General features: G+C 61.8%; 28 protein-coding genes. 19 read left to right on the forward strand and 9 right to left on the reverse strand.

The features are described from left to right. The first annotated feature begins 152 nt into the window (after positions 1-152). The 10 genes from F8N66_RS09840 to F8N66_RS09890 all read left to right on the forward strand — a co-directional run bounded on the left by F8N66_RS09840 (position 153) and on the right by F8N66_RS09890 (position 11,254). A complete protein-coding gene (locus F8N66_RS09840; protein ID WP_150769969.1) occupies positions 153-869 on the forward strand; it encodes a FadR/GntR family transcriptional regulator in 717 nt (238 codons plus the stop codon). A gap of 152 nt (positions 870-1,021) precedes the next feature. Further along, the gene (locus F8N66_RS09850) at positions 1,022-1,897 is read left to right on the forward strand and encodes an SMP-30/gluconolactonase/LRE family protein (protein WP_150769971.1); all 876 of its coding nucleotides are present in this window, start codon (positions 1,022-1,024) and stop codon (positions 1,895-1,897) included. A 281-nt stretch (positions 1,898-2,178) separates the two neighbouring features. Then, the gene (locus tag F8N66_RS09855) at positions 2,179-2,997 is read left to right on the forward strand and encodes an SDR family oxidoreductase (protein ID WP_150769972.1); all 819 of its coding nucleotides are present in this window, start codon (positions 2,179-2,181) and stop codon (positions 2,995-2,997) included. Positions 2,998-3,140: 143 nt separating this feature from the next. Then, positions 3,141-4,145, forward strand: a complete 1,005-nt coding sequence (locus tag F8N66_RS09860) for a substrate-binding domain-containing protein (RefSeq protein ID WP_150769973.1) — start codon at positions 3,141-3,143, stop codon at positions 4,143-4,145. Between the two features lie 64 nt (positions 4,146-4,209). Next, on the forward strand, positions 4,210-5,757 hold the full coding sequence (gene araG / locus F8N66_RS09865) for an L-arabinose ABC transporter ATP-binding protein AraG (RefSeq protein ID WP_150769974.1): 1,548 nt from the start codon (positions 4,210-4,212) through the stop codon (positions 5,755-5,757). Positions 5,758-5,769: 12 nt separating this feature from the next. Further along, a complete protein-coding gene (araH, locus tag F8N66_RS09870) occupies positions 5,770-6,738 on the forward strand; it encodes an L-arabinose ABC transporter permease AraH (protein ID WP_150769975.1) in 969 nt (322 codons plus the stop codon). 198 nt (positions 6,739-6,936) lie between these two features. Next, entirely contained in the window at positions 6,937-7,650 is a 714-nt protein-coding gene (locus tag F8N66_RS09875; protein ID WP_150769976.1) for a GntR family transcriptional regulator, read from the forward strand. After that, entirely contained in the window at positions 7,647-8,645 is a 999-nt protein-coding gene (locus F8N66_RS09880) for an ADP-ribosylglycohydrolase family protein (RefSeq protein WP_150769977.1), read from the forward strand. Before F8N66_RS09875 ends, F8N66_RS09880 begins: the two co-directional genes overlap by 4 nt. Positions 8,646-8,865: 220 nt before the next feature. Further along, positions 8,866-10,332: a purine-cytosine permease family protein gene (locus tag F8N66_RS09885; RefSeq protein WP_150769978.1), complete on the forward strand. Its 1,467-nt coding sequence runs from the start codon at positions 8,866-8,868 to the stop codon at positions 10,330-10,332. Then, positions 10,325-11,254 (forward strand): PfkB family carbohydrate kinase, encoded by a 930-nt coding sequence (locus tag F8N66_RS09890; RefSeq protein WP_150769979.1) that lies wholly within the window; start codon positions 10,325-10,327, stop codon positions 11,252-11,254. The genes F8N66_RS09885 and F8N66_RS09890 overlap by 8 nt, the downstream gene beginning before the upstream one ends. Positions 11,255-11,352: 98 nt before the next feature. Here F8N66_RS09890 and F8N66_RS09895 read toward each other — a convergent pair whose 3' ends face one another. The 3 genes from F8N66_RS09895 to F8N66_RS09905 all read right to left on the reverse strand — a co-directional run bounded on the left by F8N66_RS09895 (position 11,353) and on the right by F8N66_RS09905 (position 13,279). Further along, complete coding sequence (locus F8N66_RS09895; protein ID WP_150769980.1) at positions 11,353-11,607, reverse strand: hypothetical protein; 255 nt, start codon at positions 11,605-11,607, stop codon at positions 11,353-11,355. Positions 11,608-11,650: 43 nt separating this feature from the next. Then, the gene (locus F8N66_RS09900) at positions 11,651-11,989 is read right to left on the reverse strand and encodes a hypothetical protein (RefSeq protein ID WP_150769981.1); all 339 of its coding nucleotides are present in this window, start codon (positions 11,987-11,989) and stop codon (positions 11,651-11,653) included. An 84-nt stretch (positions 11,990-12,073) separates the two neighbouring features. Then, complete coding sequence (locus F8N66_RS09905) at positions 12,074-13,279, reverse strand: MFS transporter (RefSeq protein ID WP_150769982.1); 1,206 nt, start codon at positions 13,277-13,279, stop codon at positions 12,074-12,076. 289 nt (positions 13,280-13,568) lie between these two features. Between F8N66_RS09905 and F8N66_RS09910 the strand changes: the two genes are divergently transcribed. From F8N66_RS09910 to F8N66_RS09940, 6 genes are all read left to right on the forward strand, one after another. Next, the gene (locus tag F8N66_RS09910; RefSeq protein WP_150769983.1) at positions 13,569-14,051 is read left to right on the forward strand and encodes a GNAT family N-acetyltransferase; all 483 of its coding nucleotides are present in this window, start codon (positions 13,569-13,571) and stop codon (positions 14,049-14,051) included. 194 nt (positions 14,052-14,245) lie between these two features. Continuing rightward, entirely contained in the window at positions 14,246-15,238 is a 993-nt protein-coding gene (locus F8N66_RS09915; RefSeq protein ID WP_150769984.1) for a 2-dehydro-3-deoxygalactonokinase, read from the forward strand. A gap of 19 nt (positions 15,239-15,257) precedes the next feature. Continuing rightward, positions 15,258-15,878: a 2-dehydro-3-deoxy-6-phosphogalactonate aldolase gene (locus tag F8N66_RS09920; protein ID WP_150769985.1), complete on the forward strand. Its 621-nt coding sequence runs from the start codon at positions 15,258-15,260 to the stop codon at positions 15,876-15,878. Positions 15,879-15,925: 47 nt separating this feature from the next. Continuing rightward, complete coding sequence (dgoD, locus tag F8N66_RS09925) at positions 15,926-17,074, forward strand: galactonate dehydratase (RefSeq protein ID WP_007903915.1); 1,149 nt, start codon at positions 15,926-15,928, stop codon at positions 17,072-17,074. 173 nt (positions 17,075-17,247) lie between these two features. Beyond that, positions 17,248-18,558 carry an MFS transporter gene (locus tag F8N66_RS09935; protein ID WP_150769986.1) on the forward strand — a complete coding sequence of 437 codons (1,311 nt, stop codon included), beginning with the start codon at positions 17,248-17,250 and terminating at the stop codon, positions 18,556-18,558. Positions 18,559-18,618: 60 nt separating this feature from the next. After that, entirely contained in the window at positions 18,619-19,422 is an 804-nt protein-coding gene (locus F8N66_RS09940; protein WP_150769987.1) for an IclR family transcriptional regulator, read from the forward strand. 6 nt (positions 19,423-19,428) lie between these two features. Here the strand turns inward: F8N66_RS09940 and F8N66_RS09945 are convergent, their stop codons facing one another. Both F8N66_RS09945 and F8N66_RS09950 read right to left on the reverse strand, forming a co-directional pair. Then, positions 19,429-19,704, reverse strand: a complete 276-nt coding sequence (locus F8N66_RS09945) for a hypothetical protein (RefSeq protein ID WP_150769988.1) — start codon at positions 19,702-19,704, stop codon at positions 19,429-19,431. Between the two features lie 184 nt (positions 19,705-19,888). After that, complete coding sequence (locus F8N66_RS09950) at positions 19,889-20,623, reverse strand: DUF899 domain-containing protein (protein ID WP_150769989.1); 735 nt, start codon at positions 20,621-20,623, stop codon at positions 19,889-19,891. Positions 20,624-20,798: 175 nt separating this feature from the next. Here F8N66_RS09950 and F8N66_RS09955 point away from each other — a divergent pair, with 175 nt between their 5' ends. Beyond that, positions 20,799-21,188, forward strand: a complete 390-nt coding sequence (locus F8N66_RS09955) for a transcriptional regulator (protein ID WP_150769990.1) — start codon at positions 20,799-20,801, stop codon at positions 21,186-21,188. A gap of 121 nt (positions 21,189-21,309) precedes the next feature. Here the strand turns inward: F8N66_RS09955 and F8N66_RS09960 are convergent, their stop codons facing one another. The 3 genes from F8N66_RS09960 to F8N66_RS09970 all read right to left on the reverse strand — a co-directional run bounded on the left by F8N66_RS09960 (position 21,310) and on the right by F8N66_RS09970 (position 23,382). Next, a complete protein-coding gene (locus F8N66_RS09960) occupies positions 21,310-22,179 on the reverse strand; it encodes a DUF6279 family lipoprotein (protein WP_150769991.1) in 870 nt (289 codons plus the stop codon). Between the two features lie 77 nt (positions 22,180-22,256). Continuing rightward, positions 22,257-22,979, reverse strand: a complete 723-nt coding sequence (locus tag F8N66_RS09965) for a TorF family putative porin (RefSeq protein WP_150769992.1) — start codon at positions 22,977-22,979, stop codon at positions 22,257-22,259. Between the two features lie 214 nt (positions 22,980-23,193). Continuing rightward, positions 23,194-23,382 carry a hypothetical protein gene (locus F8N66_RS09970; RefSeq protein ID WP_172668627.1) on the reverse strand — a complete coding sequence of 63 codons (189 nt, stop codon included), beginning with the start codon at positions 23,380-23,382 and terminating at the stop codon, positions 23,194-23,196. Between the two features lie 349 nt (positions 23,383-23,731). On the opposite strand from F8N66_RS09970, the gene F8N66_RS09975 reads away from it, so the two are divergent. Both F8N66_RS09975 and F8N66_RS09980 read left to right on the forward strand, forming a co-directional pair. Then, positions 23,732-24,568 (forward strand): S1 RNA-binding domain-containing protein, encoded by an 837-nt coding sequence (locus tag F8N66_RS09975; protein WP_150769993.1) that lies wholly within the window; start codon positions 23,732-23,734, stop codon positions 24,566-24,568. Positions 24,569-24,710: 142 nt separating this feature from the next. Continuing rightward, positions 24,711-25,643 (forward strand): DMT family transporter, encoded by a 933-nt coding sequence (locus F8N66_RS09980; protein ID WP_150769994.1) that lies wholly within the window; start codon positions 24,711-24,713, stop codon positions 25,641-25,643. Here F8N66_RS09980 and F8N66_RS09985 read toward each other — a convergent pair. Then, positions 25,588-26,766, reverse strand: coding sequence for an MFS transporter (locus tag F8N66_RS09985; protein WP_150769995.1), 1,179 nt, complete (start codon positions 26,764-26,766; stop codon positions 25,588-25,590). The genes F8N66_RS09980 and F8N66_RS09985 overlap by 56 nt on opposite strands. Positions 26,767-26,791: the final 25 nt, after the last annotated feature.

Genomic DNA, 26,791 nt, shown 5'->3' on the forward strand with positions numbered 1-26,791 from the left:
GTGTCAGTCGACATCAACGTTGACTGACACACCGCCTTCGCGAGCAAGCCCGCTCCCACATTGGATGTTCGCCGTTTTCTGAAAAATCAAATTGACACCCAATCATATGATGATTAGCGTGAGCCTCCACAGCCAGCGGCCTTGAGGTGTTCATGTCCAGCAGTTTTCACGCGTCGACGGTCGATTGGCTGGGCTGCTGGATCGCCACCGGGCAGGTCAGGCCGGGTGAGTCGCTCAAGGTCGAGGCCGACCTCGGCGAGCAACTCGGTGTCAGTCGCACGGTCATCCGCGAGGCCATCAAGACCCTGGTCGCCAAAGGCATGCTCGAAGTGGGGCCGAAAGTCGGCACACGGGTGTTGCCGGTACGGCGCTGGAACCTGTTCGATCCGCAGGTCGTGGGCTGGTTGTCCCGCAGCGGTTTGCCGGAAAACTTCGTCGACGACTTACTCGACCTGCGCCGCACCATCGAACCGATGGCCGTGCGCTGGGCCTGTGAGCGCGCAACCGTCCCGCAGGTGGAAGCTATCCTGCTGGCCTATAACGCCCTGGAGCGGGCAGTGGACAGTGGGGTCGATTACAACCGTGCCGACCAGTTTTTCCACGAGTGCATTCTGGCGGCCAGCCACAATCAATTTATCGAACAGATGATCCCGGCCCTCGGCGCCTTGCTGGCGGTGTGTTTCGAGGTATCCGCTGCCGACCCGGCCGAACTGCGTCGCACCTTGCCGATTCACAAGGACATGGCCGACGCCATCGCCGCCCGCGATGCCGCGCGGGGTGTCTGGGCCTGCATGACCCTGATTGACAACGCCGACCTGGCCATCAAGCGCTACTACCCGCAGGTCATGGCCGATAAAAAAGTGAGCTAGCACGATGAGCCCCTTGTGGGAGCGAGCCTGCTCGCGAATGCGGTGTATCAGATAGCAGAGAAGTTGAATCCAGCGACGCCTTCGCGAGCAAGCCCGCTCCCACATAAAAACTAATCGATTCAAATGAAAACAATAAGAAAGCAGGAGGTTTCATGGAGTGGACCGCAGTCACCGAACACCGGGCCCTGCTCGGCGAAGGCCCGTTCTGGGATGCGCCAACCCAGGCGCTGTATTGGGTGGACATCGCCGGCAAGCAAGCGCTGCGGCTGATCGGCGCCAATGTGCAGATCTGGCAAATGCCGGAGCACGTGTCGGCCTTCATCCCCTGCACCGGCGGCGATGCGCTGGTGACCTTGAGCAGTGGCGTCTATCGCCTCGACCTGGATTCACCCGGCCTCGACCCGCGCCTGACATTGTTTTGCGTTGCCGACCCGCAACCGGGCAATCGCGCCAATGAAGCGCGTTGCGATGCCCACGGCCGGCTCTGGCTCGGCACCATGCAAAACAACATCGGTGAGAACGGTGAAGACCTGCCGATCGAGCGGCGCTCCGGCGGCTTGTTCCGTATTGATCGCGACGCCCGGGTGACGCCGTTGCTGCGTGGTCTGGGCATTCCCAATACGTTGCTGTGGAGCGATGACGCCACCGCCGTGTATTTCGGCGACAGCCTCGATGGCACGCTGTATCGGCATTTCATCCGCACTGACGGCAGTCTTGAACCGGCGCAGCCCTGGTTTGGCCCGCATGGGCGCGGGGGGCCGGACGGTTCGGCGATGGATGCCGAAGGGTTTATCTGGAATGCCCGTTGGGATGGCCGTTGCTTGCTCAGGCTGGCCCCGGACGGTCAGGTGGACCGGGTGATCGAACTGCCCGTCAGCCGTCCGACCAGTTGTGTGTTCGGCGATGCCGATCTTAAAACCCTGTACATCACCAGTGCGGCAAGTCCGCTTGGCCATCCGCTGGATGGAGCGGTGCTGGCCCTTCGTGTCGATGTGCCCGGAAAACTCTGTAGTCGATTTTCCGGGTAAATCCCTAAATATGGGATGCAAAATTATATATTGAGATTAATCGGTCGCCGGGTTTATAGTCGGCACCATCGTTCCACGCTCAGTAACACGCACTCACACTTAAAAAAACAAAACAGGTGAAGTGATGCAGCGATATTTCCCCGCACTCCTTTGTGGAGTCAGCGTTTCAGACCGTCCCGGTGCTGAAACGTTTTCGCGCCTGCCTGATTTTCCGACGCTTTTGGACCGGACATCGATGGATGCCCGGTTTTCGACGTGCTTACGATCAGGAGCCTTGTGCCATGGCTGAGCCTCTCTCGCTGCCAGCGATGCCCGAGCCGCCCCAGGGCGAGCGCCTGAAAGACAAGGTCGTGCTGTTGACCGGTGCTGCCCAGGGGATTGGCGAGGCGATTGTCGCGGCGTTCGCCGCTCAGCAAGCCAGGCTGGTCATCAGCGACGTCCAGGCTGAAAAAGTCGAAACAGTCGCCGCGCACTGGCGCGCGAAAGGGGCTGATGTCGTCGCGATCAAGGCGGACGTCTCCCGCCAGCAAGATCTGCACGCCATGACCCGGTTGGCCGTCGAACGCCACGGGCGCATCGACGTGCTGGTCAACTGCGCCGGGGTCAACGTGTTCCGCGATCCGCTGGAAATGACCGAGGACGACTGGCATCGCTGCTTCGCCATCGACCTCGACGGCGCCTGGTATGGCTGCAAGGCGGTGTTGCCGCAAATGATCGAGCAGGGCATCGGCAGCATCATCAACATTGCCTCGACCCATTCAACCCACATCATTCCCGGCTGCTTCCCGTACCCGGTGGCCAAGCACGGGTTGCTCGGCCTGACTCGCGCCCTGGGCATCGAATATGCGCCCAAGGGCATTCGCGTCAACGCCATCGCGCCGGGCTATATCGAAACCCAACTGAACGTCGACTACTGGAACGGTTTTGCCGATCCCCACGCCGAGCGTCAGCGGGCCTTTGACCTGCATCCGCCACGCCGCATCGGTCAGCCCATTGAAGTGGCGATGACGGCGGTGTTCCTGGCCAGTGATGAAGCGCCGTTCATCAACGCTTCGTGTATCACCCTCGATGGCGGGCGTTCGGTGATGTACCACGACTGAATGACCGTGATGACAGGCGCATTACCACGCCTGAAATCCAATCATCATACGATATGACTATTGGTAGCACTGTTTCACCGACCATGGATTTTCCAGAAGAACGCTTTCAAAGAATGCTCACAAAAATAACAAGGAGACACCTTATGAATCGTCGTCATGCCATCCGTTCCCTGTGCTGTGCCGCTCTGGCGGTCGGCGCGGTCAGCCTGAGCAGCACGCTGCTGGCGGCCGAGGAAGTGAAAATCGGTTTCCTGGTCAAGCAAGCGGAAGAGCCCTGGTTCCAGACCGAATGGGCGTTCGCTGAAAAAGCCGGCAAGGAGAAGGGCTTCACCCTGATCAAGATCGCCGTGCCTGATGGCGAGAAAACCCTTTCGGCCATCGACAGCCTGGCGGCCAACGGCGCCAAGGGCTTCGTGATCTGCCCGCCGGACGTGTCGCTCGGCCCGGCAATCATGGCCAAGGCCAAGCTCAACGGCCTGAAGGTGATTGCCGTCGATGACCGCTTTGTCGACGCCAGCGGCAAGTTCATGGAAGACGTGCCGTACCTGGGCATGGCCGCTTTCGAAGTCGGCCAGAAGCAGGGCAGCGCCATGGCTGCCGAAGCGAAGAAACGCGGCTGGGACTGGAAAGACACCTATGCGGTGATCAACACCTACAACGAGCTCGACACCGGCAAGAAACGCACCGACGGTTCGGTCAAGGCACTGGAAGACGCCGGCATGCCGAAGGAGCACATCCTGTTCTCGGCCCTGAAAACCCTCGATGTACCGGGCAGCATGGACGCCACCAACTCGGCGCTGGTGAAACTGCCGGGCGCGGCGAAAAACCTGATCATCGGCGGCATGAACGACAACACCGTGCTGGGCGGCGTGCGCGCCACCGAGAGCGCCGGTTTCGCCGCAGCGAACGTGATCGGCATCGGCATCAATGGCACCGACGCCATTGGCGAACTGAAAAAGCCCAATAGCGGCTTCTATGGTTCGATGCTGCCAAGCCCGCACATCGAGGGCTACAACACCGCCAGCATGATGTACGAGTGGGTCACCACCGGCAAAGAACCGGCGAAGTACACGGCGATGGACGACGTGACCCTGATTACCCGCGACAACTTCAAGCAGGAACTGGAAAAGATCGGCCTGTGGAACTGACGGCCGGTTGATTTCATCGGCGGCGCCGGCAACGGCGCCGCCTGATCTGTGTGATGAGGTGGTTATGGCGCAAACACAAGTACAACAACAGTCTTTCAGTGGCAGCGGCAGCTTGCGTTTCAACGGGATCGGCAAGACTTTTCCCGGGGTGAAGGCGCTGGACAACATCAACTTCGTCGCTCATCCGGGGCAGGTGCATGCCTTGATGGGCGAGAACGGCGCCGGCAAGTCGACCTTGCTCAAAATCCTGGGTGGCGCCTACACCCCGAGCAGCGGCGACCTGCAAATCGGCGAGCACAGGCAGGTCTTCAAATCCACCGCCGACAGCATCGGCAGCGGCGTCGCCGTGATCCATCAGGAGCTGCACCTGGTGCCGGAAATGACCGTGGCGGAGAACCTGTTCCTCGGTCATCTGCCCGCCAGTTTCGGCCTGATTAACCGCCGTGCCTTGCGTCAGCAGGCGCTGGCCTGCCTCAAGGGGCTGGCCGACGAAATCGACCCGCAGGAGAAAGTCGGGCGCCTGTCCCTCGGCCAGCGACAACTGGTGGAGATTGCCAAGGCCCTGTCCCGTGGCGCGCATGTGATTGCGTTTGACGAACCCACCAGCAGCCTCTCGGCACGAGAAATCGACCGCTTGATGGCGATCATCGGGCGGCTGCGCGACGAGGGCAAAGTGGTGCTGTACGTCTCCCATCGCATGGAAGAAGTGTTCCGCATCTGCAACGCTGTGACCGTGTTCAAGGACGGCCGCTACGTACGCACCTTCGAGGACATGAGCGAGCTGACCCACGATCAACTGGTCACCTGCATGGTCGGCCGCGACATCCAGGACATCTACGACTATCGGCCACGCCAGCGCGGCGCGGTGGCGTTGAAAGTCGACGGGCTGCTCGGCCCTGGCCTGCGCGAGCCGGTGAGTTTCGAAGCGCACAAAGGCGAGATCCTCGGGCTGTTCGGCCTGGTCGGTGCCGGGCGCACGGAGCTGTTCCGCCTGCTCAGCGGCCTGGAACGCCACAGCGCCGGGCGCCTTGAGCTGCGCGGTCACGAGCTGAAACTGCGCTCGCCCCGCGATGCCATCGACGCCGGCATTCTGCTGTGTCCGGAGGATCGCAAGAAGGAAGGCATCATTCCGCTGGGCAGCGTCGCCGAGAACATCAACATCAGCGCCCGTGGTGCCCATTCCGCGTTCGGTTGCCTGATACGGGGCGTGTGGGAGAAGGGCAACGCCGACAAGCAGATCAAGGCGCTGAAAGTGAAGACGCCCCACGCCGGGCAACCGATCAAGTTCCTGTCCGGCGGCAATCAGCAGAAGGCGATTCTCGGTCGCTGGCTGTCGATGCCGATGAAAGTCCTGCTGCTCGACGAACCCACGCGCGGCATTGATATCGGCGCCAAGGCCGAGATCTACCAGATCATCCACAACCTGGCCGCCAGCGGCATCGCGGTGATCGTGGTGTCCAGCGACCTGATGGAAGTGATGGGCATTTCCGACCGCATCCTGGTGCTGTGCGAAGGCGCGATGCGTGGCGAACTGAGCCGCGAACAGGCCAATGAATCCAACTTGCTGCAACTGGCTTTGCCGCGCCAACGCGCTGACGGCGTGGCGAACTGAGAGGTGACTATGATGACAACCCAAAACGAAACCCTGCCAACCCAGCGCAAGCCCCTGGACCTGCGACGCTTTCTCGACGACTGGGTGATGCTGCTCGCGGCCGTCGGCATCTTCGTGCTCTGCACCTTGTTGATCGACAACTTCCTCTCGCCGCTGAACATGCGCGGCCTGGGCCTGGCCATTTCCACCACGGGTATCGCCGCCTGCACCATGTTGTATTGCCTGGCGTCCGGGCATTTCGACTTGTCGGTGGGCTCGGTGATCGCCTGCGCCGGCGTGGTGGCGGCCGTGGTGATGCGCGACACCGACAGCGTGTTCCTCGGCGTCAGCGCGGCGCTGGTGATGGGCCTGATTGTCGGGCTGATCAACGGCATCGTGATTGCCAAATTGCGGGTCAACGCATTGATCACCACCCTGGCGACGATGCAGATCGTGCGCGGCCTGGCGTACATTTTTGCCAACGGCAAAGCGGTGGGCGTGTCCCAGGAATCGTTCTTCGTGTTCGGCAATGGCCAGTTGTTCGGCGTGCCGGTGCCGATCCTGATCACCATCGTCTGCTTCCTGTTCTTCGGCTGGTTGCTCAACTACACCACCTACGGGCGCAACACCATGGCCATCGGCGGCAACCAGGAAGCGGCGTTGCTGGCGGGGGTCAACGTGGACCGGACCAAGATCATCATCTTCGCCGTGCACGGGGTGATCGGTGCCTTGGCCGGGGTAATCCTCGCGTCGCGCATGACCTCGGGCCAGCCGATGATCGGCCAGGGGTTCGAGCTGACGGTGATCTCGGCCTGTGTTCTGGGCGGCGTGTCGCTCAGCGGCGGGATCGGCATGATCCGCCATGTGATCGCCGGGGTGTTGATCCTGGCAATCATCGAGAACGCGATGAACCTGAAGAACATCGATACGTTTTATCAGTACGTGATTCGCGGTTCGATCCTGTTGCTGGCCGTGGTGATTGACCGACTCAAACAACGCTAATCCTTGTCCTCCTGTGGGAGCGGGCTTGCTCGCGAAAGCGGAGTTTCAGGCACGCAGAGGTTGGATGTGCCGGCGCCTTCGCGAGCAAGCCCGCTCCCACATTGGTCCGCGTTTTGGTCACTGTCGGGTTCATCCCATCCGTCACTTGCCACTAAATATTTCTTGCCCGCCGCAACCCGTTTCGGTTTCAATTTGTACATGATTAGACAGGTACGATTCGATAAGAAAAAACGGGTGGTCGACGAACTCATCCGGCGCATTGAAAGCGGACTCATGGAGGACGGTTTTCACCTGCCGGGCGAGCATCAGTTGGCTCAAGAATTCAAAGTCAGCCGAGGTACTTTGCGTGAAGCCCTGGCCGAATTGAAACGGCGCAATTACATCGCGACGCAAAGCGGGGTGGGCTCCATCGTCACGTTCGACGGTGTGGCGCTTGACCAGCGCAGCGGCTGGGCCCAGGCCCTGGCCGACAGCGGCGCGCTGGTCAATACCGAAGTGCTGCGGCTGGAGGCGGTCACCCGTCCTGACCTGCTGCCGCGTTTCGGCACCGACCAATTCATTACCCTCGACCGTCGCCGCCGTTCCAACGACGGTACGCTGGTTTCCCTCGAACGCTCACTGATGCCCGCCACCGGAGGCCTGGAAGGCTTGCCGCGGGTTGGTTTGATCGACAACTCCCTGACCATCACCCTGGCCGCCTATGGCTATATCGGCGAGCGCGGCGATCAGTGGATCGGCGCCGAACCGCTGAACGCCGCAGACGCCGAACTGCTGGGCCGCCCGGTCGGCACGGTATTCCTCAAGGCCTTGCGCACCACCTACGACCGGCAAGACCGCTTCATGGAGCAGGTCGAAAGCCTGCTCGATCCTGTGCATTTTCGTATGCACCTGCAATTTGGAACGATGAAATGACGGTGCTCAACCGTGCCCTGGGTGCGTTCTACGGCCTGGCCCTGGGCGATGCGCTGGGCATGCCGACCCAATCCCTGAGCCGCGACCAGATCAAGGCGCGCTTCGGTGAAATCGTCGACCTGCAAGACGCAGGTCCCGATCAGCCGATTGCCCCGAACATGCCCAAGGGCTCGATCACCGACGACACCGAACAGGCGATCCTGGTCGGTCAGTTGTTGCTCGACGGCCAGGGGCGGATCGAGCCGGCGCTGCTGGCCCAACGGCTGATCGAATGGGAGGCCGGGATGCAGGCCAAGGGCTCGCAGGATTTGCTCGGGCCTTCGACCAAACGCGCCATCGAGATGATCCTCGCCGGTCATTCGCCGCAGGAGGCGGGGCGCTACGGCACCACCAATGGCGCGGCGATGCGCATCACCCCGGTGGGGATTGCCGCGGATGTGGCCGACCCCGAGCGTTTCATCGACGCCGTGGTGCAGGCTTGCCAGGTTACCCACAACACCACGCTGGGCATTTCCAGCGCGGCGGCGGTGGCGGCGGTGGTTTCGGCGGGGATCAACGGCCTGGACCTGGGCGAGGCCTTGAACCTCGGCCAGCAGATCGCCCTGCAAGCGCAAAACCAGGGGCACTGGGTGGCCGGTGGGCTGATCGCTTCGCGCATCAGTTGGGCGCGAACCATCAGCGTCGATCACAACAAGACACTGCTCGCCGAATTACTGTACGACGTGATCGGCACTTCGGTGGCGTCGCAGGAGTCGGTGGTGGTGTCCTTTGCCCTGGCCCAGCAAGTGGCCATCGGTGAAATGAACGCCTTCGAAGCGTTGTGCATGGCGGCGAGCCTGGGGGGCGACACCGATACCATCGCGGCGATTCTCGGGGCCATGCTGGGGGCTTGCCTGGGGCTGGAGATCTGGCCGGTGGATATGATCGAGAAGGTCAAGGCCGTCAATCATCTGGAGCTTGAGCCGTTGGTGCTCGGGCTGTTGGATTTGCGCTGACTGAGCTGACGCTTTCGCGAGCAAGCCCGCTCCCACAGGTACGGCGTGTACCTTAAGGTTTGCACAATCCCTGTGGGAGCGGGCTTGCCCGCGAAGGGCGCACCGCCGATCCAATGTGATAACCCGCAATGGCACGCACCAACACGGCAGGACCGCCGGGACGTTGTGCCGATTTCCGTATTTGCCCACAACCACAAAAATGGCAACAGGAGCATTTTTCATGAGTTCATCGAACGCCGGGCAAAACGCCGGGCAACTGGAAACCCGCGGCATCGAACCGGTGCCGGAGGCCGAGTGCAATGGGCATCCGTTGCAGCTGTTCTGGGTCTGGTTCGCCGCCAACATTTCCATCCTCGGCCTGCCGCTGGGCGCGACCCTCGTGGCCTTTCGCGGCTTGGCGATCTGGCAGGCGATCATCGTCGCCATCCTCGGTGCCGCCGGTTCTTTCGCGGTGGTCGGGATCATCTCCATCGCCGGTCGCCGTGGCCGTGCACCGAGCCTGACCCTGTCACGCGCGATCTTCGGCGTGCGCGGCAATATCGGCCCGACCCTGGTGTCGTTGATGTCGCGGCTGGGCTGGGAAACCGTCAACACCACCACCGCCGCCTTCGTGTTGCTGTCGCTTTGCTCGATCCTGTTCGGCTCGCCGGTGGAAGCGAAAAGCGCGCCGCTGCTGACCCTGGTGTTCATCGCGATTTTCGTGCTGTTGACCCTGTCGGTGTCCGGCCTGGGTCACGCCACGTTGCTGGTGATCCAGAAGTGGGCGACCTACGTGTTCGGCGCGCTGAACATTCTGGTCGGCGGCTTTCTCTGCGCCACCATCGACTGGAGCGCGGTGTTCAGCGCCACGCCAGCGCCGATGAGCGCGATGATCATCGGCATCGGCACCATGGCGGCCGGCACCGGGATCGGTTGGGCCAACGCCGGCGCGGACATGTCGCGCTATCAGCACCGGAGTGTGAAAGCGGTGCGCCTGGTGGCGTCGGCGGCATTCGGCGCGGGGATCCCGCTGGTGCTGTTGATCACCCTCGGCGGCCTGCTGTCGGTGGGCAACAACGACCTGGCCCAGGCCACTGACCCGATCATCGCCATCCGCGACATGCTGCCGACCTGGATGGCCGTGCCGTACCTGATCACCGCATTCGGCGGCCTGCTGCTGTCGAACAACCTGTCGGTGTACTCCGCCGGCCTGACCACGTTGACCCTCGGCCTGAAGGTCAAGCGCGTGTACGCGGTGGTGGTGGACATTGTCGCGATCTTCGCCGGTTCCATCTATTTCATGCTGATCGCCGACAGTTTCTACGGCCCGTTCATTACCTTCATTTCCCTGCTGGCGGTGCCGATCACCGCGTGGGTGGGGATCTTCGTGGTCGACCTGATTCACCGTCATTACTACAGCCCCAAGGATCTGCTGGACGTCAGCCCGGGCAGCGCCTACTGGTATCGCGGCGGCGTCGAGTGGCGCGCGTTCGGCGCCTGGGCGGTGGCGATCGTGCTGGGCTTCAGCTTCACCACCATTGGCACCACGGCTGAGAATGTCTGGTTCAAGGGGTTCCTGTCCGACTCGTGGCTGGGGCATAACGGCCTTGGCTGGATCGTGACCTTTGTGGTCGCCGGTGGCCTTTATTTCGTACTCGGCGGGGCCAGGGATCGCCGCGCTGCGTTGACCGAGAATGCACATGCCTAAGATGTTGTACACCGGCCAGGTCATCATCGACCTGGTCATGGCCGTGGATCAATTGCCGCAACCGGGTGGCGACGCGCTGGCGCAGTCGGCCAGTTTCGAAGCCGGTGGCGGTTTCAACGTGATGGCCGCCGCCCAGCGCAATGGCTTGCCGGTGGTCTACCTTGGCCGGCACGGCACCGGGCGTTTCGGTGACCTGGCCCGCGCGGCGATGAATGCCGAAGGCATCCGCATCGGCATCGCCCACCGCGCCGAGCGCGATACCGGCTTGTGCGTGGCGATCACCGATGCTTCGGCCGAGCGCAGTTTCGTCTCCTACATCGGTGCCGAAGGCGAGCTGAATGCCGAAGACCTGGCCAGCGTGCCGGCCGAGGCGGGCGATTATGTCTGCGTCAGCGGCTACAGCCTGCTGCATGTCGGCAAGGCCCAGGCCTTGGTGGACTGGGTGCTGGCGCTGCCGGACGGCATCAAGGTGGTGTTCGATCCGGGGCCGCTGGTGGATTCGCCGGATGCGCCATTGATGAAGGCCTTGTTACCGCGCATCGATCTGTGGACCAGCAACAGCGTCGAGGCCTTGCGGTTTACCGGGGCTTCGGACATCGGAGAAGCGCTGGATCTGCTAGCCCGGCATCTGCCGGCCAAGGTGCTGATGGTGGTTCGTGACGGGCCGCAAGGTTGCTGGATTAATCAGGGTGCAGAGCGTCGGCATGTGCCGGGGTTCAAGGTGCAAGCGGTGGACAGCAATGGCGCCGGCGATGCCCATGCCGGGGTGTTTGTGGCGGGGTTGGCGCAAGGGCTACCGGCGTTTGACGCGGCACGCCGGGCCAATGCGGCGGCGGCGTTGGCCGTCACGCGTAGGGGACCGGCGACATCGCCGGGGACTGCTGAGGTGGATGAGATGATCAGCAGGACTTCCGGCGCCTGAACGGCCGCCTTGGCGAGCAAGCCCGCTCCCACAGGGATCACCTGAATCCTGGGGGCGCGGGCTTGCTCGCGAAGGGGCCCTAGTGTTCAACACATGAATCAGACATCCAGCTTGCGCGCCGCTTCAACCCCGGCGGCGCTGAGCTTGATCGGCAAGTTAAGCGAGTGCTCCCCGGCCTCGTTGCACAGCACGTTGCCGTGGTGGATCAATCCGCGTTCCTGCAACGTGGCGAGGGTGCTGGCCACGACTTTCTCCCCCCGGTAATTGTCCAGGACCTCCTTGCCCAGGCCGCTCGGGTGGGCGTGCAACAGGCGGGTCAGGACTTCTTTTTCCAGGTTTTTATCGACGTTCATGATTACCTCTTCATGGCGATGGGTAGGTGTTGCGCGAAGGGTTTTACTGGCTGGCACCGCCTTCCGAGCCCGAACCACCGGTGGTGGTTTTCGAGCCGATGCCAGCGCCTGCGTTATCGGGAGTCCGGCTGTCCGGCACGTTCAAGCCGCCCTGGCGACCGGTGTCGTTTCCTTGCGTACGGGGATCGGTGCCGGTGGAAGGGGGCAGGTTGTGGTCGACCCCCGTGCCGTCGGTGTTGATGCCGGGAGCGCTCTGGATGGCGGGGGCCCTGGGGCTTTCGACCGGGTTGGTCGGGCCGGTGCTGGAGGCGGTGGTCGCGGCGATGGCCAGCGGGGACAGCAAGGCAGCGAGGGCGAAGGCGGTCAGCCTGGACGGGATCATGGTGGTGTCTCCATTGATTGAGTGTCCTTACCTGACGTTGGTCCGCCCCCGCTTAGAATTGGTGCCTGATGAACGACGAACGGTTCAGGCCCGTTGCAGTGCCCTGGCTGTGGCGACCCGGCGCCAGATCAGCCGACCCACGGTGATCAGCCAGTTGAGCGAAGCGACCGCCAGCACCGTCAGCAGCAACGTCGCCATCCCGTGCTCGACGATGAGGGTCCCCGCGATCAGCGGAAAACCAAACACACCGATGAAGTACGACAGGCTGAACAGCAACAGGGATTGGGCGGTGGTTCCCGTTGGCGCTTCATTGGCGGCCAGGCCATTGATCACTGAATAGGTCAGCCCGTAGCCGACCCCGAGCATCACCGCCGCGAGCACGTAGCTTGCGCCGTCGTCGACCCCGAAACCGAACATCAGGATCGAGGCCAGCATCAGCCCGCTGAGCCAACATGACGCGCGCAACGGATCGCGCTTGACCACGATGCCGGCAATCAGCATCCGGCTGCTGATCGCGGCGCCCATGAAGCCGAGGAAGAACAGTGAATAGTCGAGCGAGCGTGCCGCGGCGTAGCTGGTCTGGAAACTCGACAGGCCACCAAACACGCAGCCGCCGAGGCCGACCATGATGATCGGGAACAGCGCCCTGGACGACAGCACTTGCACCGCAGCCCGCCAGGACATCCGCGACACGGTGGTCGATTGCACCGCGGCTTGCTTGAGCTGTCGATCCAGCCGCCAGAACAGCAACACACCAATCAGGCTGGCCAGTGCGGCCAGGTAGAACGCCGCCGTCACCGGAAAACCCAGGGCGCTCGCGGCGCGCCCCAGCAACGGTCCACTGCCGATCCCGGTCATCATGCTGCCCGAGAGCAAGGCAAAGTATTTGGCGCGCTGCGTGGGCGTGACCACACTCGCCACGATAATCGGCCCCAGGGTGTAGAACACGCCCCAACCCAGCCCCAACAGCAGCCCGAAAAACAGCAGCAGGTTGCCGAACCCTGGCGTCATCGCGAAGCCCAGGCTGGCGGCCACCAGCAACACGCCGAACAACGCCACCGAACGCGCCGCGCCGAGCAGGTCGGACAGGTGGCCGGAGACAATCACCGCCGCGAACGTACTGAGCATCGCCGCCGAAATCACGCTGCCGGCATCGTGCTCGTTACCCCCGCGCGAACCGATCAGCAACGACAGGAGAAAGGTCGATCCGTAGGACAGCGAGAGCAAGTAACTGGCCAGGCAAAACAGGCCGAACAACCGGCCGGAGACGGGAGGTGTTGCGGTAGACATGACGCGGTTCCTTGACCTGATAAATGCGCAGGTCGTCTATCTATCATGCAATGCGTTAACGTTAGGTCCGATGTTCACGATTTCAGGGTTAGTGCAGGCCGGAGTAAACCCCCTGTAGGAGCGAGCCCGCTCGCGAAAAACGCAAGGACAGCGCGTTTATTCAGGCCGCAAACGTCATCGTTGACGACCATCGCGAGCAGGCTCGCTCCTACAGGTGTGGGGTAGCTCCCTCGCCACAACCCCTGCGCCGACTTAGTATGGCGTTTTCATTTCCTCACAAGGCACGTCCATGACGATCGAAATCCGCCCGGCGACCCCCAGTGATGCCCCGCAAATTCTCGCGTTCATCACTGAACTGGCCGACTACGAACGTGCCCGCCATGAAGTCATCGCCAGTGTGACCGACATCGAGCGCAGCCTGTTCAGCGAAGGCGCCACCGCCCATGGCCTGATCTGCCTGCGCGATGGCGTGGCGATCGGCTTTGCGGTGTTCTTCTTCAGCTATTCCACCTGGCTGGGCAGCAACTGCCTGTACCTGGAAGACCTCTACATCACCCCGGAACAGCGCGGCGGCGGTGCGGGCAAGACCTTGCTGCGGCACCTGGCCAAGATCGCCTGCGCCAATGACTGCGGGCGCTTCGAATGGAGCGTGCTGGAGTGGAACACGCCGGCCATCGATTTCTACAAATCCCTGGGCGCGCAGCCGCAGGAAGAGTGGGTTCGGTATCGCATGGACGGGGCAGTGTTAAGGGATTTTGCCGCGGGTAATTGATCACCCCTTAAAAGATCGCAGCCTTCGGCAGCTCCTACAGGGAAAGACGAACCTCTGTAGGAGCTGCCGAAGGCTGCGATCTTTTTTTGTCGTTAATCCCAATATATGAGACTGATATTTATATATTGAGATTTTGCTGCGTGGAGGTTTATAGTCCGCCTCACTCACTGCCAAAAAACAGAACAGGTGAAGCGATGCTGGCGCAACTGATCGCGCTCGATTGGGGGACAACCTCATTACGTGCTTACAAACTTGCCGCGGGTGGCCAGGTGCTCGAACAGCGTTCGCTGTCGTCGGGGATCATGCAGCTGCCCAAGGTGCCGCGACTCATCGCCGGGCGCGAATGCGCCGACGGTTTTGAACTGGCCTTCGATGAGGCCTGCGGCGACTGGCTCGACGCCCAGCCCGATTTGCCGGTGATCGCCTGTGGCATGGTCGGCAGCGCCCAGGGCTGGCGCGAAGCGGCTTACCGCGATACGCCGGCGAACGTCGCCAGCCTCGGCACTTCCCTGCAAACCGTGCGCAGCCTTCGCGGTGTCGATGTGCACATCGTACCGGGGGTGATTCAACGTTCACGCCTGCCCAATGTGATGCGCGGCGAAGAAACCCAGGTGCTCGGCGTGCTGCAGTCCCTGTCGGGCGAGGCGGGTGCCGATCTGCTGATCGGCCTGCCGGGCAGCCATTCGAAGTGGGTGGAAGTGAGCGACGGCTGCATCGTGCATTTCGATACCTTCATGACCGGCGAGGTCTTCGCCGTGCTCAGCGAACACAGCATCCTGGGGCGCACCCAGCAGCGCGGCGGCACCTTCGATGAACAAGCTTTCGATCGTGGCGTGCAGGTGGCGTTGTCGGCGGATGGCGAGATCGGCGTGCTCTCGACCCTGTTCAGCGCCCGCAGCCTGGGCCTGACCGGTGAACTGAGCGCCACGGCGCAACCCGATTACCTCTCCGGCCTGCTGATCGGCCATGAACTCTCGGCCCTGGCCAACGTTCAGCGCCGTCGACGCCACAGCGTGCAGCTGCCTTCGATCATCCTGATCGGCAACGCCCAGCTGTGCAGTCGCTACAGCCGGGCGCTCGATGCCTGCGGTTTTGCCCGGGTGACCCTGGCCGAACAGGCCACCGAACGCGGGCTGTGGCAACTGGCGGTCGCCGCCGGACTGATTGCCGCTACCCCATCCCGTTAACCCTGACTGGAGTCCTGACATGCTCAAACAAGCACTGGCGCAAAACGGCCTGATCGCCATCCTGCGCGGCCTGCGTCCGCAAGAAGCCGCCGCCATCGGTGAAGTCCTGTACGCGGCCGGGTTTCGCGTCATCGAGGTGCCGCTCAATTCTCCCGAGCCTTACGACAGTATCCGCATCCTGCGCAGTACCTTGCCTGCCGATTGCCTGATCGGCGCGGGCACGGTGCTGACGCCGGAGCAGGTCGGGCAAGTGAAGGCGGCGGGTGGGCAGGTGATCGTCATGCCCCACAGCGATGCCAAGGTGCTGCGCGCGGCGAAAGCGGCCGGCTTGTACCTGTCACCGGGTGTCGCCACGCCGACCGAGGCCTTCGCGGCGCTGGCCGAAGGTGCGGACGTGTTGAAGATGTTTCCGGCCGAGCAGATGGGCCCGGCGGTCGTCAAGGCCTGGCTCGCGGTGCTGCCGGCGGGAACGATTCTGGCGCCGGTCGGCGGCATCACCCCGGACAACATGCAGGTGTTCATCGACGCTGGCGTCAAAGGCTTCGGCCTCGGTTCCGGCCTGTTCAAACCGGGCATGACCCCTGCGCAAGTGGCGGCCAATGCCAAGGCCTACGTGGCCGCCTGGAAAGCCCTTCGCTAAGACTGTTTGGCGCTGCGAGCGCTGCATCCAACAAGAGAGACAAGCAGATGAAAATCACCAAACTGACCACCTTCATCGTTCCACCGCGCTGGTGCTTCCTCAAGGTCGAGACCGACGAAGGCGTCACCGGTTGGGGCGAGCCCGTGGTCGAAGGCCGCGCCCACACGGTCGCCGCCGCCGTCGAGGAATTGTCCGACTACCTGATCGGCAAAGACCCGCGCAACATCGAAGACATCTGGACCGTGCTCTATCGCGGCGGTTTCTATCGTGGCGGCGCGATCCACATGAGCGCCCTGGCCGGTATCGACCAGGCGCTGTGGGACATCAAGGGCAAGGCGTTGGGTGTGTCGGTCAGCGACCTGCTGGGCGGCCAGGTGCGGGACAAGATTCGCGTGTATTCGTGGATCGGCGGCGACCGTCCGGCCGACACCGCGCGGGCGGCGAAAGAAGCGGTCAGCCGGGGTTTCACCGCGGTGAAAATGAACGGCACCGAAGAATTGCAGTTCCTCGACTCCTTCGAAAAAGTCGACCTGGCCCTGGCCAACGTCGCCGCCGTGCGTGACGCGGTGGGCCCCAACGTCGGCATCGGCGTGGACTTCCATGGCCGGGTGCACAAGCCGATGGCCAAGGTGCTGATGAAGGAACTCGACCCGTACAAACTGATGTTCATCGAAGAGCCGGTGCTCAGCGAAAACTACGAGGCGCTGAAGGAACTGGCACCGCTGACCAGCACGCCGATTGCCCTCGGCGAGCGCCTGTTCTCGCGCTGGGATTTCAAGCGGGTGCTCAGCGAAGGCTACGTCGACATCATCCAGCCCGATGCATCCCACGCCGGTGGCATCACCGAAACCCGCAAGATCGCCAACATGGCCGAAGCCTACGACGTGGCGCTGGCGCTGCATTGCCCGCTGGGCCCGATCGCCCTGGCGGCGTGCCTGCAACTGGACGCGGTTTGCTACAACGCGTTCATCCAGGAGCAGAGCCTGGGCATCCACTACAACGAGAGCAACGACCTGCTCGACTACGTGAAAGACCCACGGGTATTCGACTACGACAAAGGCTTCGTGAAAATCCCCAACGGCCCGGGCCTGGGCATCGAGATCAACGAGGAATACGTGATCGAACGCGCGGCCGTCGGCCACCGCTGGCGCAACCCGATCTGGCGCCATGCCGACGGCAGCTTCGCCGAGTGGTGATCACGCCCTGATTCACCTCTGCCCCCCTGTGGGAGCGGGCTTGCTCGCGAAAGCGGTTGATCATTCGACATCGATGTCGCCTGACACACCGCCTTCGCGAGCAAGCCCGCTCCCACAGGGTTAGCGCCAATCTTTAGACCGACCTCAATAAACATAAGAAGAGGCACCCCCCCATGCAACCGCAAACCCTCACCGGGCAGGCGTCGTTGGTGACGCCCAGCCGCAAGCGGTTTTTCATCATGGTCCTGCTGTTCATCACCGTGGTGATCAACTACCTGGACCGCAGCAACCTGTCGATCGCCGCCCCCGCGCTGACCAGTGACCTGGGTATCGACCCGATTCACGTCGGCCTGATCTTCTCCGCCTTCGGCTGGACCTACGCCGCCATGCAGATTCCCGGTGGCTGGCTGGTGGACCGGGTGCCACCGCGCATCCTGTACAGCGTTGCGCTGTTGCTGTGGTCGGTGGCCACGGTGATGCTCGGTTTCGCCGCCAGTTTCATCGCGCTGTTCGTGTTGCGCATGGCGGTCGGGGCCCTGGAAGCGCCGGCGTATCCGATCAACAGCCGCGTGGTGACCACCTGGTTCCCCGAGCGCGAGCGCGCCACGGCCATTGGCTTCTACACCTCCGGGCAGTTTGTCGGCCTGGCATTCCTGACGCCGGTACTCGCCTGGCTGCAACATGAGTTCGGCTGGCACATGGTGTTCGTCGCTACCGGTTCGGTGGGCATTCTCTGGGCCGCGATCTGGTACGCGGTGTATCGCGAGCCCCGGGATTTCAAAGGCGCCAACGATGCCGAAATCGAGCTGATCCGCGAAGGCGGCGGCCTCGTGGACATTCAGTCCGAACAAGCCAGGGTCAAAGCCAAATTCAGCTGGGCCGACCTCGGCATTGTCCTGACCAAGCGCAAGCTCTGGGGCATCTACCTCGGTCAGTTCTGCCTCAACTCGACGCTGTGGTTTTTCCTGACGTGGTTCCCGACCTACCTGGTGAAGTATCGCGGCATGGACTTCATCAAGTCCGGGCTGCTGGCGTCGCTGCCGTTTCTGGCCGCGTTCGTCGGCGTGCTCTGCTCGGGGTTCTTCTCGGACTTTTTGATCCGTCGTGGCTACTCGGTCGGCTTCGCCCGCAAGTTGCCGATCATCAGTGGCCTGCTGATCTCCACGTCGATCATCGGCGCCAATTTCGTTGAATCGACACCGCTGGTGATTGCCTTCCTCGCGCTGGCCTTCTTCGGCAACGGCCTGGCGTCGATCACCTGGTCACTGGTGTCGACGCTGGCACCGGCACGCTTGCTGGGACTGACCGGTGGGGTGTTCAACTTCATCGGCAATCTGTCGGCCATTGCCACGCCGATCGTCATCGGTTTCCTCGCCACGGGTGATTCCTTCGCTCCGGCGATTACCTATATCTCGGTGCTGGCATTGATGGGGGCGCTTTCCTACATCTTGCTGGTGGGCAAGGTCGAGCGTATCAAGTTGTAGTCGCGGCAGGAGGGCGACCATAATGCCGCCCGTTCACTCGCTCAACGGTAAAGGCTGGATATGCAGGAAGACGCCCCAAAAATCGCCAAGGACGCCGCACCGACCGGCACCCAGACCCTGCTTCGCGGTCTGGGTGTGGTCCAGGCCGTGGCCAGCGGCGCCCGCGATCTCAAGGAAATCGCCCGGCTGATCGGCACCACGCGCAGCACCACCCATCGCCTGGCCAGTTGCCTGGTGGACGAGCGTTATCTGCGGGTGGTGCCGCAAGTCGGTTATCTGCTGGGGCCCAAGCTGATCGAGCTGGGGTTTCAGGCGCGGGAAGAATTGCCGCTGGTGACGTTGGCGGGGCCGTATCTGGATGAGCTGTCGGCGCTGACCGGCGACACCATCCACCTGGCGATCCGCGAAGGCGACGAAGTGCTGTACCTGCACAAGAATCCGGGGCGCAATGGCCCGGAAATGCGTTCGCGGGTCGGCCATCGCATGCCGTTGGCGCGCACCGGGATCGGCAAGGCGCTGATGCTGGACGACACGCCGCAAGAGTGGCAACGGCTGTACGAAATCAGCTTGCCTGCGGGTGGGAAAAATCTGTTCTGGCCGCAACACCCGGAGCAATCCTGGGAGCAGTTTCAGCACCGCATGCTCGAATACGTTGCCGGTGGCTATGCGTTCGATCTGGAAGACAACGAACCGTCGATCCGCTGCGTGGCCGCGCCGATTCGCGACGCCAGCAAACGCATCGTCGCCGGCATCAGCATCGCCAGCACCGTGCCGTACATGCCGCTGGAAAAAATGGCCGAGCTGATTCCCCTGATCAAAGGGGTCACGGCCCGGCTGTCGGCGGAGCTTGGCTTGAAGGTCTAGGCACGATCAGCTTTCGGCCTTCTTTTCAGCCACGTCCAGCTCTTTCAGGCGCTGATCGATCAACTGGCATTTGTCCGGCAGGTCCTTGGCGGCAGTGCCAAGGTCCATCTTCTGCAATTCATCGTTGATTTCCTTGGCTTTGGCCGGGTTCTGCTCGGTCAGCCGGGTGACTTCCTTGGCCAGCTGTTCGCGTTTGGCGGTGGCTTCTTCTGGCGTGCAGGCCCAGACGGGCAGGGCGCAGGCGAGCGTGGCGGCGAGGGTCAGTTTCAGCAGGGTTTTCATCGGTCAGGCCTCAGTTCCGGTCAAGGCGGGTTAACCGGTTGAGGGTTCAAGAGTGGAAAAAGTTCATCGCACCTTGTAGGAGTGAGCCTGCTCGCGATAGCGGTGCATCAGTCGCCAACTATGTGACTGACACTTCGTTATCGCGAGCAGGCTCACTCCTACAAAAGCCCAGCAGTGCGAAATATTATCCGCCGTGGCAGCAGCTGGATTTCGCTGCCTCTTCATACTTGTCGTGATGCCTGACCCATTCCATGATTTCCTCTTCATTGCGACCCTTGGGCGTCAGGTCGAGGTAGTTGTAGGCGCCGACCAGCAGGTCCAGGCCCCGGGCATAGGTGGAGTAAGTGTGGAAAATTTCACCGGCGTCATTGCGATAAAACACGCTCAGGCCGGGGAGTTCTTCCTCGCTGCTGTCGGTTTTTTCGTAGTTGTAGGTGGCCTTGCCGGCGGCGACGTCCTCGGCGCGTGCCGTGACGCCAAAATCGTAATTGAAATCGCAGCCTTCGGATGACACCCAATCGAAGGTCCAGCCCATGCGTCGTTTGAACGCCTGGAATTCGGCGTACGGCGCGTGGGACACCGCCACCACGGCTACGTCATGATGGGCCAGGTGCTGATTGGCGCCGTCGATGTGATCGCTGAGAAAAGAGCAACCGGGGCAGCCCTCATCCCAGCCTTCGGCGAACATGAAGTGGTAGATGACCAGCTGGCTGCGGCCGCCGAACAGGTCGGCAAGCTTCAGCTCGCCGTGCGGTCCCTGAAAATGGTAATCCTTGTCGATCTTCACCCAGGGCAAGGCACGGCGTTCGGCGCTGAGCTTGTCCCGTTCCCGGGTGAAGGCCTTCTCGTGGGCCAGGTGCTGCTTGCGGGCGGCGATCCATTCTTCCCGGGACACGACGGGATGATTCTGAATGTTCATGATGATTGCTCCTGCGTGGGGCTGGGAGGCGACTTACACAGCCTAGTCGTTTGGCCACGGCGAAATTCGACATGCCGCCGGTCGGTAGCGACGAAAACCCCGGCTGAACGGCTACCGTCCGCGCCGGTCACAACCTATGAAGGCCCCCACACTCACGGGCACCGGAGGTTGAAGGATGACGACTTATAACTGGGATTTGATTGAACGCTTGTTGCACGAAGTGCAACACGGTGAAGCGAGCTTCACGCCAAGGCCCTACGCCGAGCAGTATGCGGCGCAGAAAGCGACGCAGGGCGAGGAAACCGAAAACCTCGACCACCTGAAAGCCGTGGCCGGTGAGTATGAAAAACTACTGTTGGCACGCGGTTATATCGAGCCTCGGCCCGAGGAGCAGGGCGGTACGGGCTCCAACTACATTTTGACGCTGCGCGGCTCCAGGTTGTTGAGCCTGATCGACAGCAGTATTCCCGGCAATGACCATCCCCGTCAGGTGCTGGATGAGCAGGACGATGCGCTGGATGAAGTGACGTTTGATGAGGTGGCTTCGAAGGCGCAGATTGCCTGAGTTTATGCAAATCCTGTGGGAGCGGGCTTGCTCGCGAATGCGGTGGGTCAGTCAATGTTTATTTCGACTGACCCACCGCATTCGCGAGCAAGCCCGCTCCCACATTGGATTCGTGTAGCCTTCAGTCCTGTTTCGCAGCCTTCAGGCATTTCAAATCGCTGAAATCCTTCTTCACACCTTCGATTTTCATCAACAACCGCTCACGTTGTTGCGGCGAACTCTGCGCCATCAAATCCACAAACAACCCGCGTGCCTGGGCTTCGGTCCTGGCGAAGGCCTGGCGGTAGGCGGGTGTCCACAATTGCTCGCGATTGACCAGAAGCGTCTCGATCCGTTGGGGGAATTGCGGGCTGTGACGTTGCGCCACGGCGGCGCTGAACTGCTTCTGCCAGTGGACGCGGTTGGCGATCCATTGCGTGTTCTGGTCACCCAGCGCGTTGGACCACGCCGCGACACGCTGTTGCTGTGAGGGGGTGAGCGGGCCCAGCCAATCACCCAGGCGTTTCTCCATGCGCTGGCCACGCTCCTTGATCTGCTGATCGAGCGTGGGCTTGAGGTATTGCTCCTGGCGTTTGCGCTGGTCCTTAGCGAAAGCCTCGTTCATTTCTGCCACTTGCTGGTCATCCAGCCCTTGCAGCAATTCGATGGCTGACGGGGTGATCTCTCGGGCGGTCTCGGCAATCGCCTGTTCGGCTTCTTCGGTGCGTGCTTGCAGGGCGGCATCCGTGACCTGGTTGGTCGCGACCATGGTTTGCAAGCGGTCCAGCCAGTCGAGATAACCGGGCATTTGCGTGGAGCAATGCCAGCTCAGGTGTTCCTTGAGGCGTTCATTGAGCCAGCCTTTTTGCTCGCCGTTCATGTCCAGGTAGTCGCTGAGCGTCCAGGGGATGATGACGTCGAGGTTGCGGTAGGCCAGGCCCATGCGACTGCACGCGCCGAGGGCGAGGGTGGCAGTGAGGACGAGGGCAATGCATTTCAACCAGCGCGTCATGGGCCAATCCTTGCGAAAGCCTGGTGTCGGGGTCTGATGCTCATGTGAACGCAGGATGCGGCCGGCAGTTCAGCCGATCAATAGAAGGCGCGTTCAGCCTTGAGCGTCACCAGCCCGTCGCACTGACTGTTGTGTCCGGAATACGCCGAGCAATAACTGCCGCTGAGGCTGGAATCGCTGTAGATCAGATCCAGGTCAATCCCCATGAACGGTCGGGACAGTTTCAGCGACCAGTCGGTAAAGCTGGCGACATAGCCACCGTTCACGGCAACGGGCGTGAGCAACCGGTGGGTGGTGTATTTCATGCTGATTCCAATCCCGAATGGCGGGTTGCCGTCCAGGTTGGCGAACAGTGTGCTGTTGCGCTTGTCCGGGTCATTGCTGAAAGCGGCACCAAAGCGACTGCCCAGCAAGGTCAGGCCGCCGAAAATCTCCTGGCTGTCGAGGGTGTCCACTTCGGGGTAGCTGTAATGAATGACACCCACTTCATAGCCGAGGGTGTGATCGAAGGGTTGTTTGAAACCGGCGTAGGAATCGACTTCGAGATTGTTCCCCGGGCTGATGCCCAGGCTGGGTGACCATTGGCCAACGTAGAAGCCACTGTCATGGGCCAGGTCCAGGCCACCATGAAACGAGCCGGCGGCAGACGGTTTGACCAGGCCTTGGGCCATGCTTCGACTGGGGGTGGTGCCCAGCTTCAGATCGAAATCACCCAACTCGCGCTGAAAGATTTGCCCGTGCGCCGTCGGACATATCGCCAGGGTGAACATCAGAAATAATGAGCAGGAGGGGTTGGGCATGCGTCACTCCTTGACTGCGAGCGTAGCGAGTACAGGCTTGAACCTGTTGAAACGCTTGATCTAGACGCGTGCAAGGATACCGGCGAATGCCGGGCAACGGGTGCCGTTCGTCGATTTCTGCAGGATGGGTCGTGTAGCGGGGAGGGTGTTCATGGTGTCCAGCCCAAGCGCTTCGAAGCTCAAAGCGCTACTGGACCAGAGGATGCCGAGGGTTTTACTTTTTACCCAGGGTGATCTGCTTGGACGGGCCGAACGTCTGGCCGCTGACGCCTTTGGCAATCTGCTGGATTTCACCGCCGGATTTGAGGAACGCAGCGATCTGGCTGTTGATCGATTCGCTGGTTTCGACGGCTGGAGCTGGCTTTGCTTTGCTGTTGGATGCTTTTACGCGCATGGCGGCCATTAACCTGTAGAAAATTAACTTGGCCAGGCATCGTACAGGAATTACCTGCCATTTGCTTGGCAAATATCCCTTGGGGGAATGGGGAGGCAAGCGAAATGAACGGCGGATCATTATTTCTAAATTTCCCCTAAGTCGCTGTTTTAAATAAGAACATCACGCGCAAAACAAGGCTGTGTGGCTGGCGGGCAGCGACGAAACTCGTCGGTTCGGTCAGACGAGTGGCCGGACGCGCCCTCAAAACCGTGGAAAATCAAGGTGCGCAGGGGATTTTCGTTCGCCAGCGGGCTGGCCGCCGAACGCAACCCGCAAAACCGGGTAGAATGCCGCCCACGCAATGAGGGTATTGGACATGGCTTTAGTCGGGCGTTACAACAGTTTGCAAGTAGTTAAACACACTAACTTCGGTTTATATCTGGACGGTGGCGCGGACGGCGAAATTCTTTTGCCTAACCGTTATATCCCTAAAGATATTCCCAGCGAAGATGAAGACTGGCTGAATGTTTTTGTTTATCTGGACAGCGATGACAAACTTATCGCTACGACTGAAAAGCCGAAAGTTCAAGTAGGTGAATTCGCCAGTTTGAAAGTTGTTGAAGTCAACAGCATCGGTGTGTTCCTCGATTGGGGGCTGCCGAAGGACCTGTTGCTGCCGTTTTCGGAAGAAAAGCGCCAGATGACGGCCGGCGAATACGTCGTGGTGCATGTCTATCTCGACAAGCACACCCGCCGCATCACCGCGACGGCTCGCCTGGACCGCTACCTGGATAAAACCCCGGCCAGCTACACCCCGGGCCAGGAGGTGGACCTGCTGGTTGCCGAAGCCACCGACATGGGCTTCAAGGCGATCATCAATAACAAGCACTGGGGCCTGATCCACAAGAACGAAATCTTCAAGTTCATGCGCGCCGGCAAGGAAGAGAAGGGCTTTATCAAGGAAGTGCGTGCAGACGGCAAGATCAGCCTGAGCCTGCAACCGGTCGGCCAGGAAGCCGCCACCAGCCTGAACTCGAAGATTCTCGCCAAGTTGCGCGAGAACAATGGCTCCCTGCCGGTCAGCGACAAGAGCGACCCGACAGTGATCAGCAGTATGTTCGGCGTCAGCAAAGGCAACTTCAAGAAGGCCATTGGTGCGTTGTACAAGGAAGGCCGGATTGTCATTCATGCCGATCGCATCGAGTTGACCTGACACCGTCCCTTGTAGGAGCGAGCTTGCTCGCGACGCGTACTGTCTGAATGAACGCGTTGCTCAGGCGATTTTCGCGAGCATGCTCGCTCCTACATGGGTAATTTCGAGTGGCTGCCATGGATTGTATTGTCGAGGTTTCCCAGTGAGTACAACCCGGCGTAGCGCCGATGGATTTGCCCTGCAAGTGATGCTGGGCCTGTGCCTGGTCTGGGGCGTCCAGCAGGTGATGATCAAGTGGGCAGCGCCCGACATTGCCCCGGTCATGCAGGCGGCCGCGCGTTCGGGCATGTCGGCGTTGCTGGTCGGGTTGTTGATCTGCTGGAAGGGCGGTTGGGACCAGGTGGGCAATACCTGGCGCGGTGGCCTGTTGGCCGGCGCGCTGTTCGGCCTGGAGTTCTTCTTCATTTCCGAAGGCCTGCAATTGACCACCGCCGCGCATATGTCGGTGTTTCTTTACACCGCGCCGATTTTCACGGCGCTGGGTGTGCACTGGCTGCTACCGAGCGAGCGCTTGCGGCCTGTGCAATGGCTGGGGATTTTCCTCGCGTTCGTCGGGATTGCCATCGCCTTTGCCGGTGGCATGTCCTGGGACAACCTCGACCACCGCATGTTGATGGGCGACGCCCTGGGTGTATTGGCCGGTGCGGCCTGGGGCGCGACGACGGTGGTGGTACGGGCGTCGCGGTTATCCGAGGCGCCGGTGACCCTGACGCTGTTCTATCAGCTGATCGTCGGCTTTGCCGGCCTGCTGTTGATTGCGTTGCTCAGTGGCCAGATCACTCACGTCAGCCTGACGACCGTGGCGTTGACCAGCGTGCTGTTTCAGGGCGTGGTGGTGTCGTTCTTCAGCTACCTGGTCTGGTTCTGGCTGTTGCGTCGATACATGGCGGCCAACCTGGCGGTGTTTTCGTTCATGACACCCTTGTTTGGTGTCACGTTCGGCGTGGTGCTGCTGGGTGAACAGCTGAGCCTGAATTTCGTCGCGGGGGCGGTGCTGGTGCTGCTGGGCATCACCTTTGTCAGTGCCGAGCAGTGGGTGCGCCGCCGCTTGCGCAAAGCGCTCGGGCAGTCCTGAGCGGGCCGAGGAGCAGGCCGCCGGCGATCAGCAGGCCAGTGCCGGCGAACATCAGCGCAGGCTGCAAGTCACCATGCAGATGGCTGCTCAGCGCCGCCAGCAGCGGCCCGCTGAGCTGACCCACGGCAAAACAGGCCGTCAGCAGCCCGGCGTTGCGTTGGGTGGCGTGGGGCGCCAGTTCCCGGGAACGCTGCATCACCAGTTGCATGCAAGCCAGGAATGGCGTGCCACACAGCATCACCCCCAACGCCAGGCCCGCAGCGTTGCCCGACAGGCAAGCGAAGACCCCGGCGGCTTGCATCCACAAGGTCGCCGTCAACCATTGGCGGGTGGTGTTGGCGTTTTGCCGGCGCAGACTCACCAGGACCACGCCGGTCGCCGCTGCCAGGCCGAAGCAGGGCCAGAACAGATCGGCTTGCCATTGGCCCTGGAACTGCGCGTTGGCCATCTGCGACAGAAACGTCGCGGGGATGATATAGCCCACACCGTATAGCGCATAAATCACCCCCAAACGGCCGACGCCCTGGCTGCCCGAGGTGGCGACGCTGGCGACAGCCGCCGTCACGGGCGGTTGCGGCAGGATGCGCACGATAGCCAGCAACAAGATCAGGGCGACTACGGCATAGGTCAGCCACAAGGTGGAAGATCCCTGGCCCAGCAAATTCGAGCCCAGCGCCAACATGCCTGTCAGAAAAATCCCCAGGCCCGGTCCGGCAAACACCAGCGCACCGAGTCGTGGGCGCCCGATAGCGGCGGCCAGCGGCTGGCTCAACGCGGTGATCATCACCAGCACCCAGGCGCTGGCCACACCGGTCCCGAAGCGCAGCAGCAGGTGCGACGAGAAGCCGTGAGCCCAGAAGGAGGCAAGCGTCAGCAGCACACACAGCCACAGCCCTCCCAGCAAGCGGTGGCGGACTTGCGCGGGGCGACGAGCGAACATCGCGTCCACGGCGCCGATGAAATACCCCAGGTAATTGGCGGCGGCCACCAGGCCGGCGGTGGTGAGGTCGATCTGGCCTTCACTGATCAGGTGCGGCAATTGCGGCGTCAAGGCAAAACGGCCGATGCCCATGGCCATCATCAGAGCGATAAAACTGGCGAACAAGCGAATCAAGGGAGACATGGTCAAAGTGCCTGCAAAGGTTCAA

The organism is Pseudomonas fluorescens (assembly GCF_902498195.1).
Lineage (GTDB): Bacteria > Pseudomonadota > Gammaproteobacteria > Pseudomonadales > Pseudomonadaceae > Aquipseudomonas > Aquipseudomonas fluorescens_BU.

What these genes read in the sequence shown, in the direction of transcription:
- F8N66_RS09840 (WP_150769969.1), top strand. Translation starts at nt 153, where the DNA reads ATGTCCAGCAGTTTTCACGCGTCGACGGTCGATTGGCTGGGCTGCTGG.
- F8N66_RS09850 (WP_150769971.1), top strand. Translation starts at nt 1,022, where the DNA reads ATGGAGTGGACCGCAGTCACCGAACACCGGGCCCTGCTCGGCGAAGGC.
- F8N66_RS09855 (WP_150769972.1), top strand. Translation starts at nt 2,179, where the DNA reads ATGGCTGAGCCTCTCTCGCTGCCAGCGATGCCCGAGCCGCCCCAGGGC.
- F8N66_RS09860 (WP_150769973.1), top strand. Translation starts at nt 3,141, where the DNA reads ATGAATCGTCGTCATGCCATCCGTTCCCTGTGCTGTGCCGCTCTGGCG.
- araG (WP_150769974.1), top strand. Translation starts at nt 4,210, where the DNA reads ATGGCGCAAACACAAGTACAACAACAGTCTTTCAGTGGCAGCGGCAGC.
- araH (WP_150769975.1), top strand. Translation starts at nt 5,770, where the DNA reads ATGACAACCCAAAACGAAACCCTGCCAACCCAGCGCAAGCCCCTGGAC.
- F8N66_RS09875 (WP_150769976.1), top strand. Translation starts at nt 6,937, where the DNA reads ATGATTAGACAGGTACGATTCGATAAGAAAAAACGGGTGGTCGACGAA.
- F8N66_RS09880 (WP_150769977.1), top strand. Translation starts at nt 7,647, where the DNA reads ATGACGGTGCTCAACCGTGCCCTGGGTGCGTTCTACGGCCTGGCCCTG.
- F8N66_RS09885 (WP_150769978.1), top strand. Translation starts at nt 8,866, where the DNA reads ATGAGTTCATCGAACGCCGGGCAAAACGCCGGGCAACTGGAAACCCGC.
- F8N66_RS09890 (WP_150769979.1), top strand. Translation starts at nt 10,325, where the DNA reads ATGCCTAAGATGTTGTACACCGGCCAGGTCATCATCGACCTGGTCATG.
- F8N66_RS09895 (WP_150769980.1), bottom strand. Translation starts at nt 11,607, where the DNA reads ATGAACGTCGATAAAAACCTGGAAAAAGAAGTCCTGACCCGCCTGTTG.
- F8N66_RS09900 (WP_150769981.1), bottom strand. Translation starts at nt 11,989, where the DNA reads ATGATCCCGTCCAGGCTGACCGCCTTCGCCCTCGCTGCCTTGCTGTCC.
- F8N66_RS09905 (WP_150769982.1), bottom strand. Translation starts at nt 13,279, where the DNA reads ATGTCTACCGCAACACCTCCCGTCTCCGGCCGGTTGTTCGGCCTGTTT.
- F8N66_RS09910 (WP_150769983.1), top strand. Translation starts at nt 13,569, where the DNA reads ATGACGATCGAAATCCGCCCGGCGACCCCCAGTGATGCCCCGCAAATT.
- F8N66_RS09915 (WP_150769984.1), top strand. Translation starts at nt 14,246, where the DNA reads ATGCTGGCGCAACTGATCGCGCTCGATTGGGGGACAACCTCATTACGT.
- F8N66_RS09920 (WP_150769985.1), top strand. Translation starts at nt 15,258, where the DNA reads ATGCTCAAACAAGCACTGGCGCAAAACGGCCTGATCGCCATCCTGCGC.
- dgoD (WP_007903915.1), top strand. Translation starts at nt 15,926, where the DNA reads ATGAAAATCACCAAACTGACCACCTTCATCGTTCCACCGCGCTGGTGC.
- F8N66_RS09935 (WP_150769986.1), top strand. Translation starts at nt 17,248, where the DNA reads ATGCAACCGCAAACCCTCACCGGGCAGGCGTCGTTGGTGACGCCCAGC.
- F8N66_RS09940 (WP_150769987.1), top strand. Translation starts at nt 18,619, where the DNA reads ATGCAGGAAGACGCCCCAAAAATCGCCAAGGACGCCGCACCGACCGGC.
- F8N66_RS09945 (WP_150769988.1), bottom strand. Translation starts at nt 19,704, where the DNA reads ATGAAAACCCTGCTGAAACTGACCCTCGCCGCCACGCTCGCCTGCGCC.
- F8N66_RS09950 (WP_150769989.1), bottom strand. Translation starts at nt 20,623, where the DNA reads ATGAACATTCAGAATCATCCCGTCGTGTCCCGGGAAGAATGGATCGCC.
- F8N66_RS09955 (WP_150769990.1), top strand. Translation starts at nt 20,799, where the DNA reads ATGACGACTTATAACTGGGATTTGATTGAACGCTTGTTGCACGAAGTG.
- F8N66_RS09960 (WP_150769991.1), bottom strand. Translation starts at nt 22,179, where the DNA reads ATGACGCGCTGGTTGAAATGCATTGCCCTCGTCCTCACTGCCACCCTC.
- F8N66_RS09965 (WP_150769992.1), bottom strand. Translation starts at nt 22,979, where the DNA reads ATGCCCAACCCCTCCTGCTCATTATTTCTGATGTTCACCCTGGCGATA.
- F8N66_RS09970 (WP_172668627.1), bottom strand. Translation starts at nt 23,382, where the DNA reads ATGGCCGCCATGCGCGTAAAAGCATCCAACAGCAAAGCAAAGCCAGCT.
- F8N66_RS09975 (WP_150769993.1), top strand. Translation starts at nt 23,732, where the DNA reads ATGGCTTTAGTCGGGCGTTACAACAGTTTGCAAGTAGTTAAACACACT.
- F8N66_RS09985 (WP_150769995.1), bottom strand. Translation starts at nt 26,766, where the DNA reads ATGTCTCCCTTGATTCGCTTGTTCGCCAGTTTTATCGCTCTGATGATG.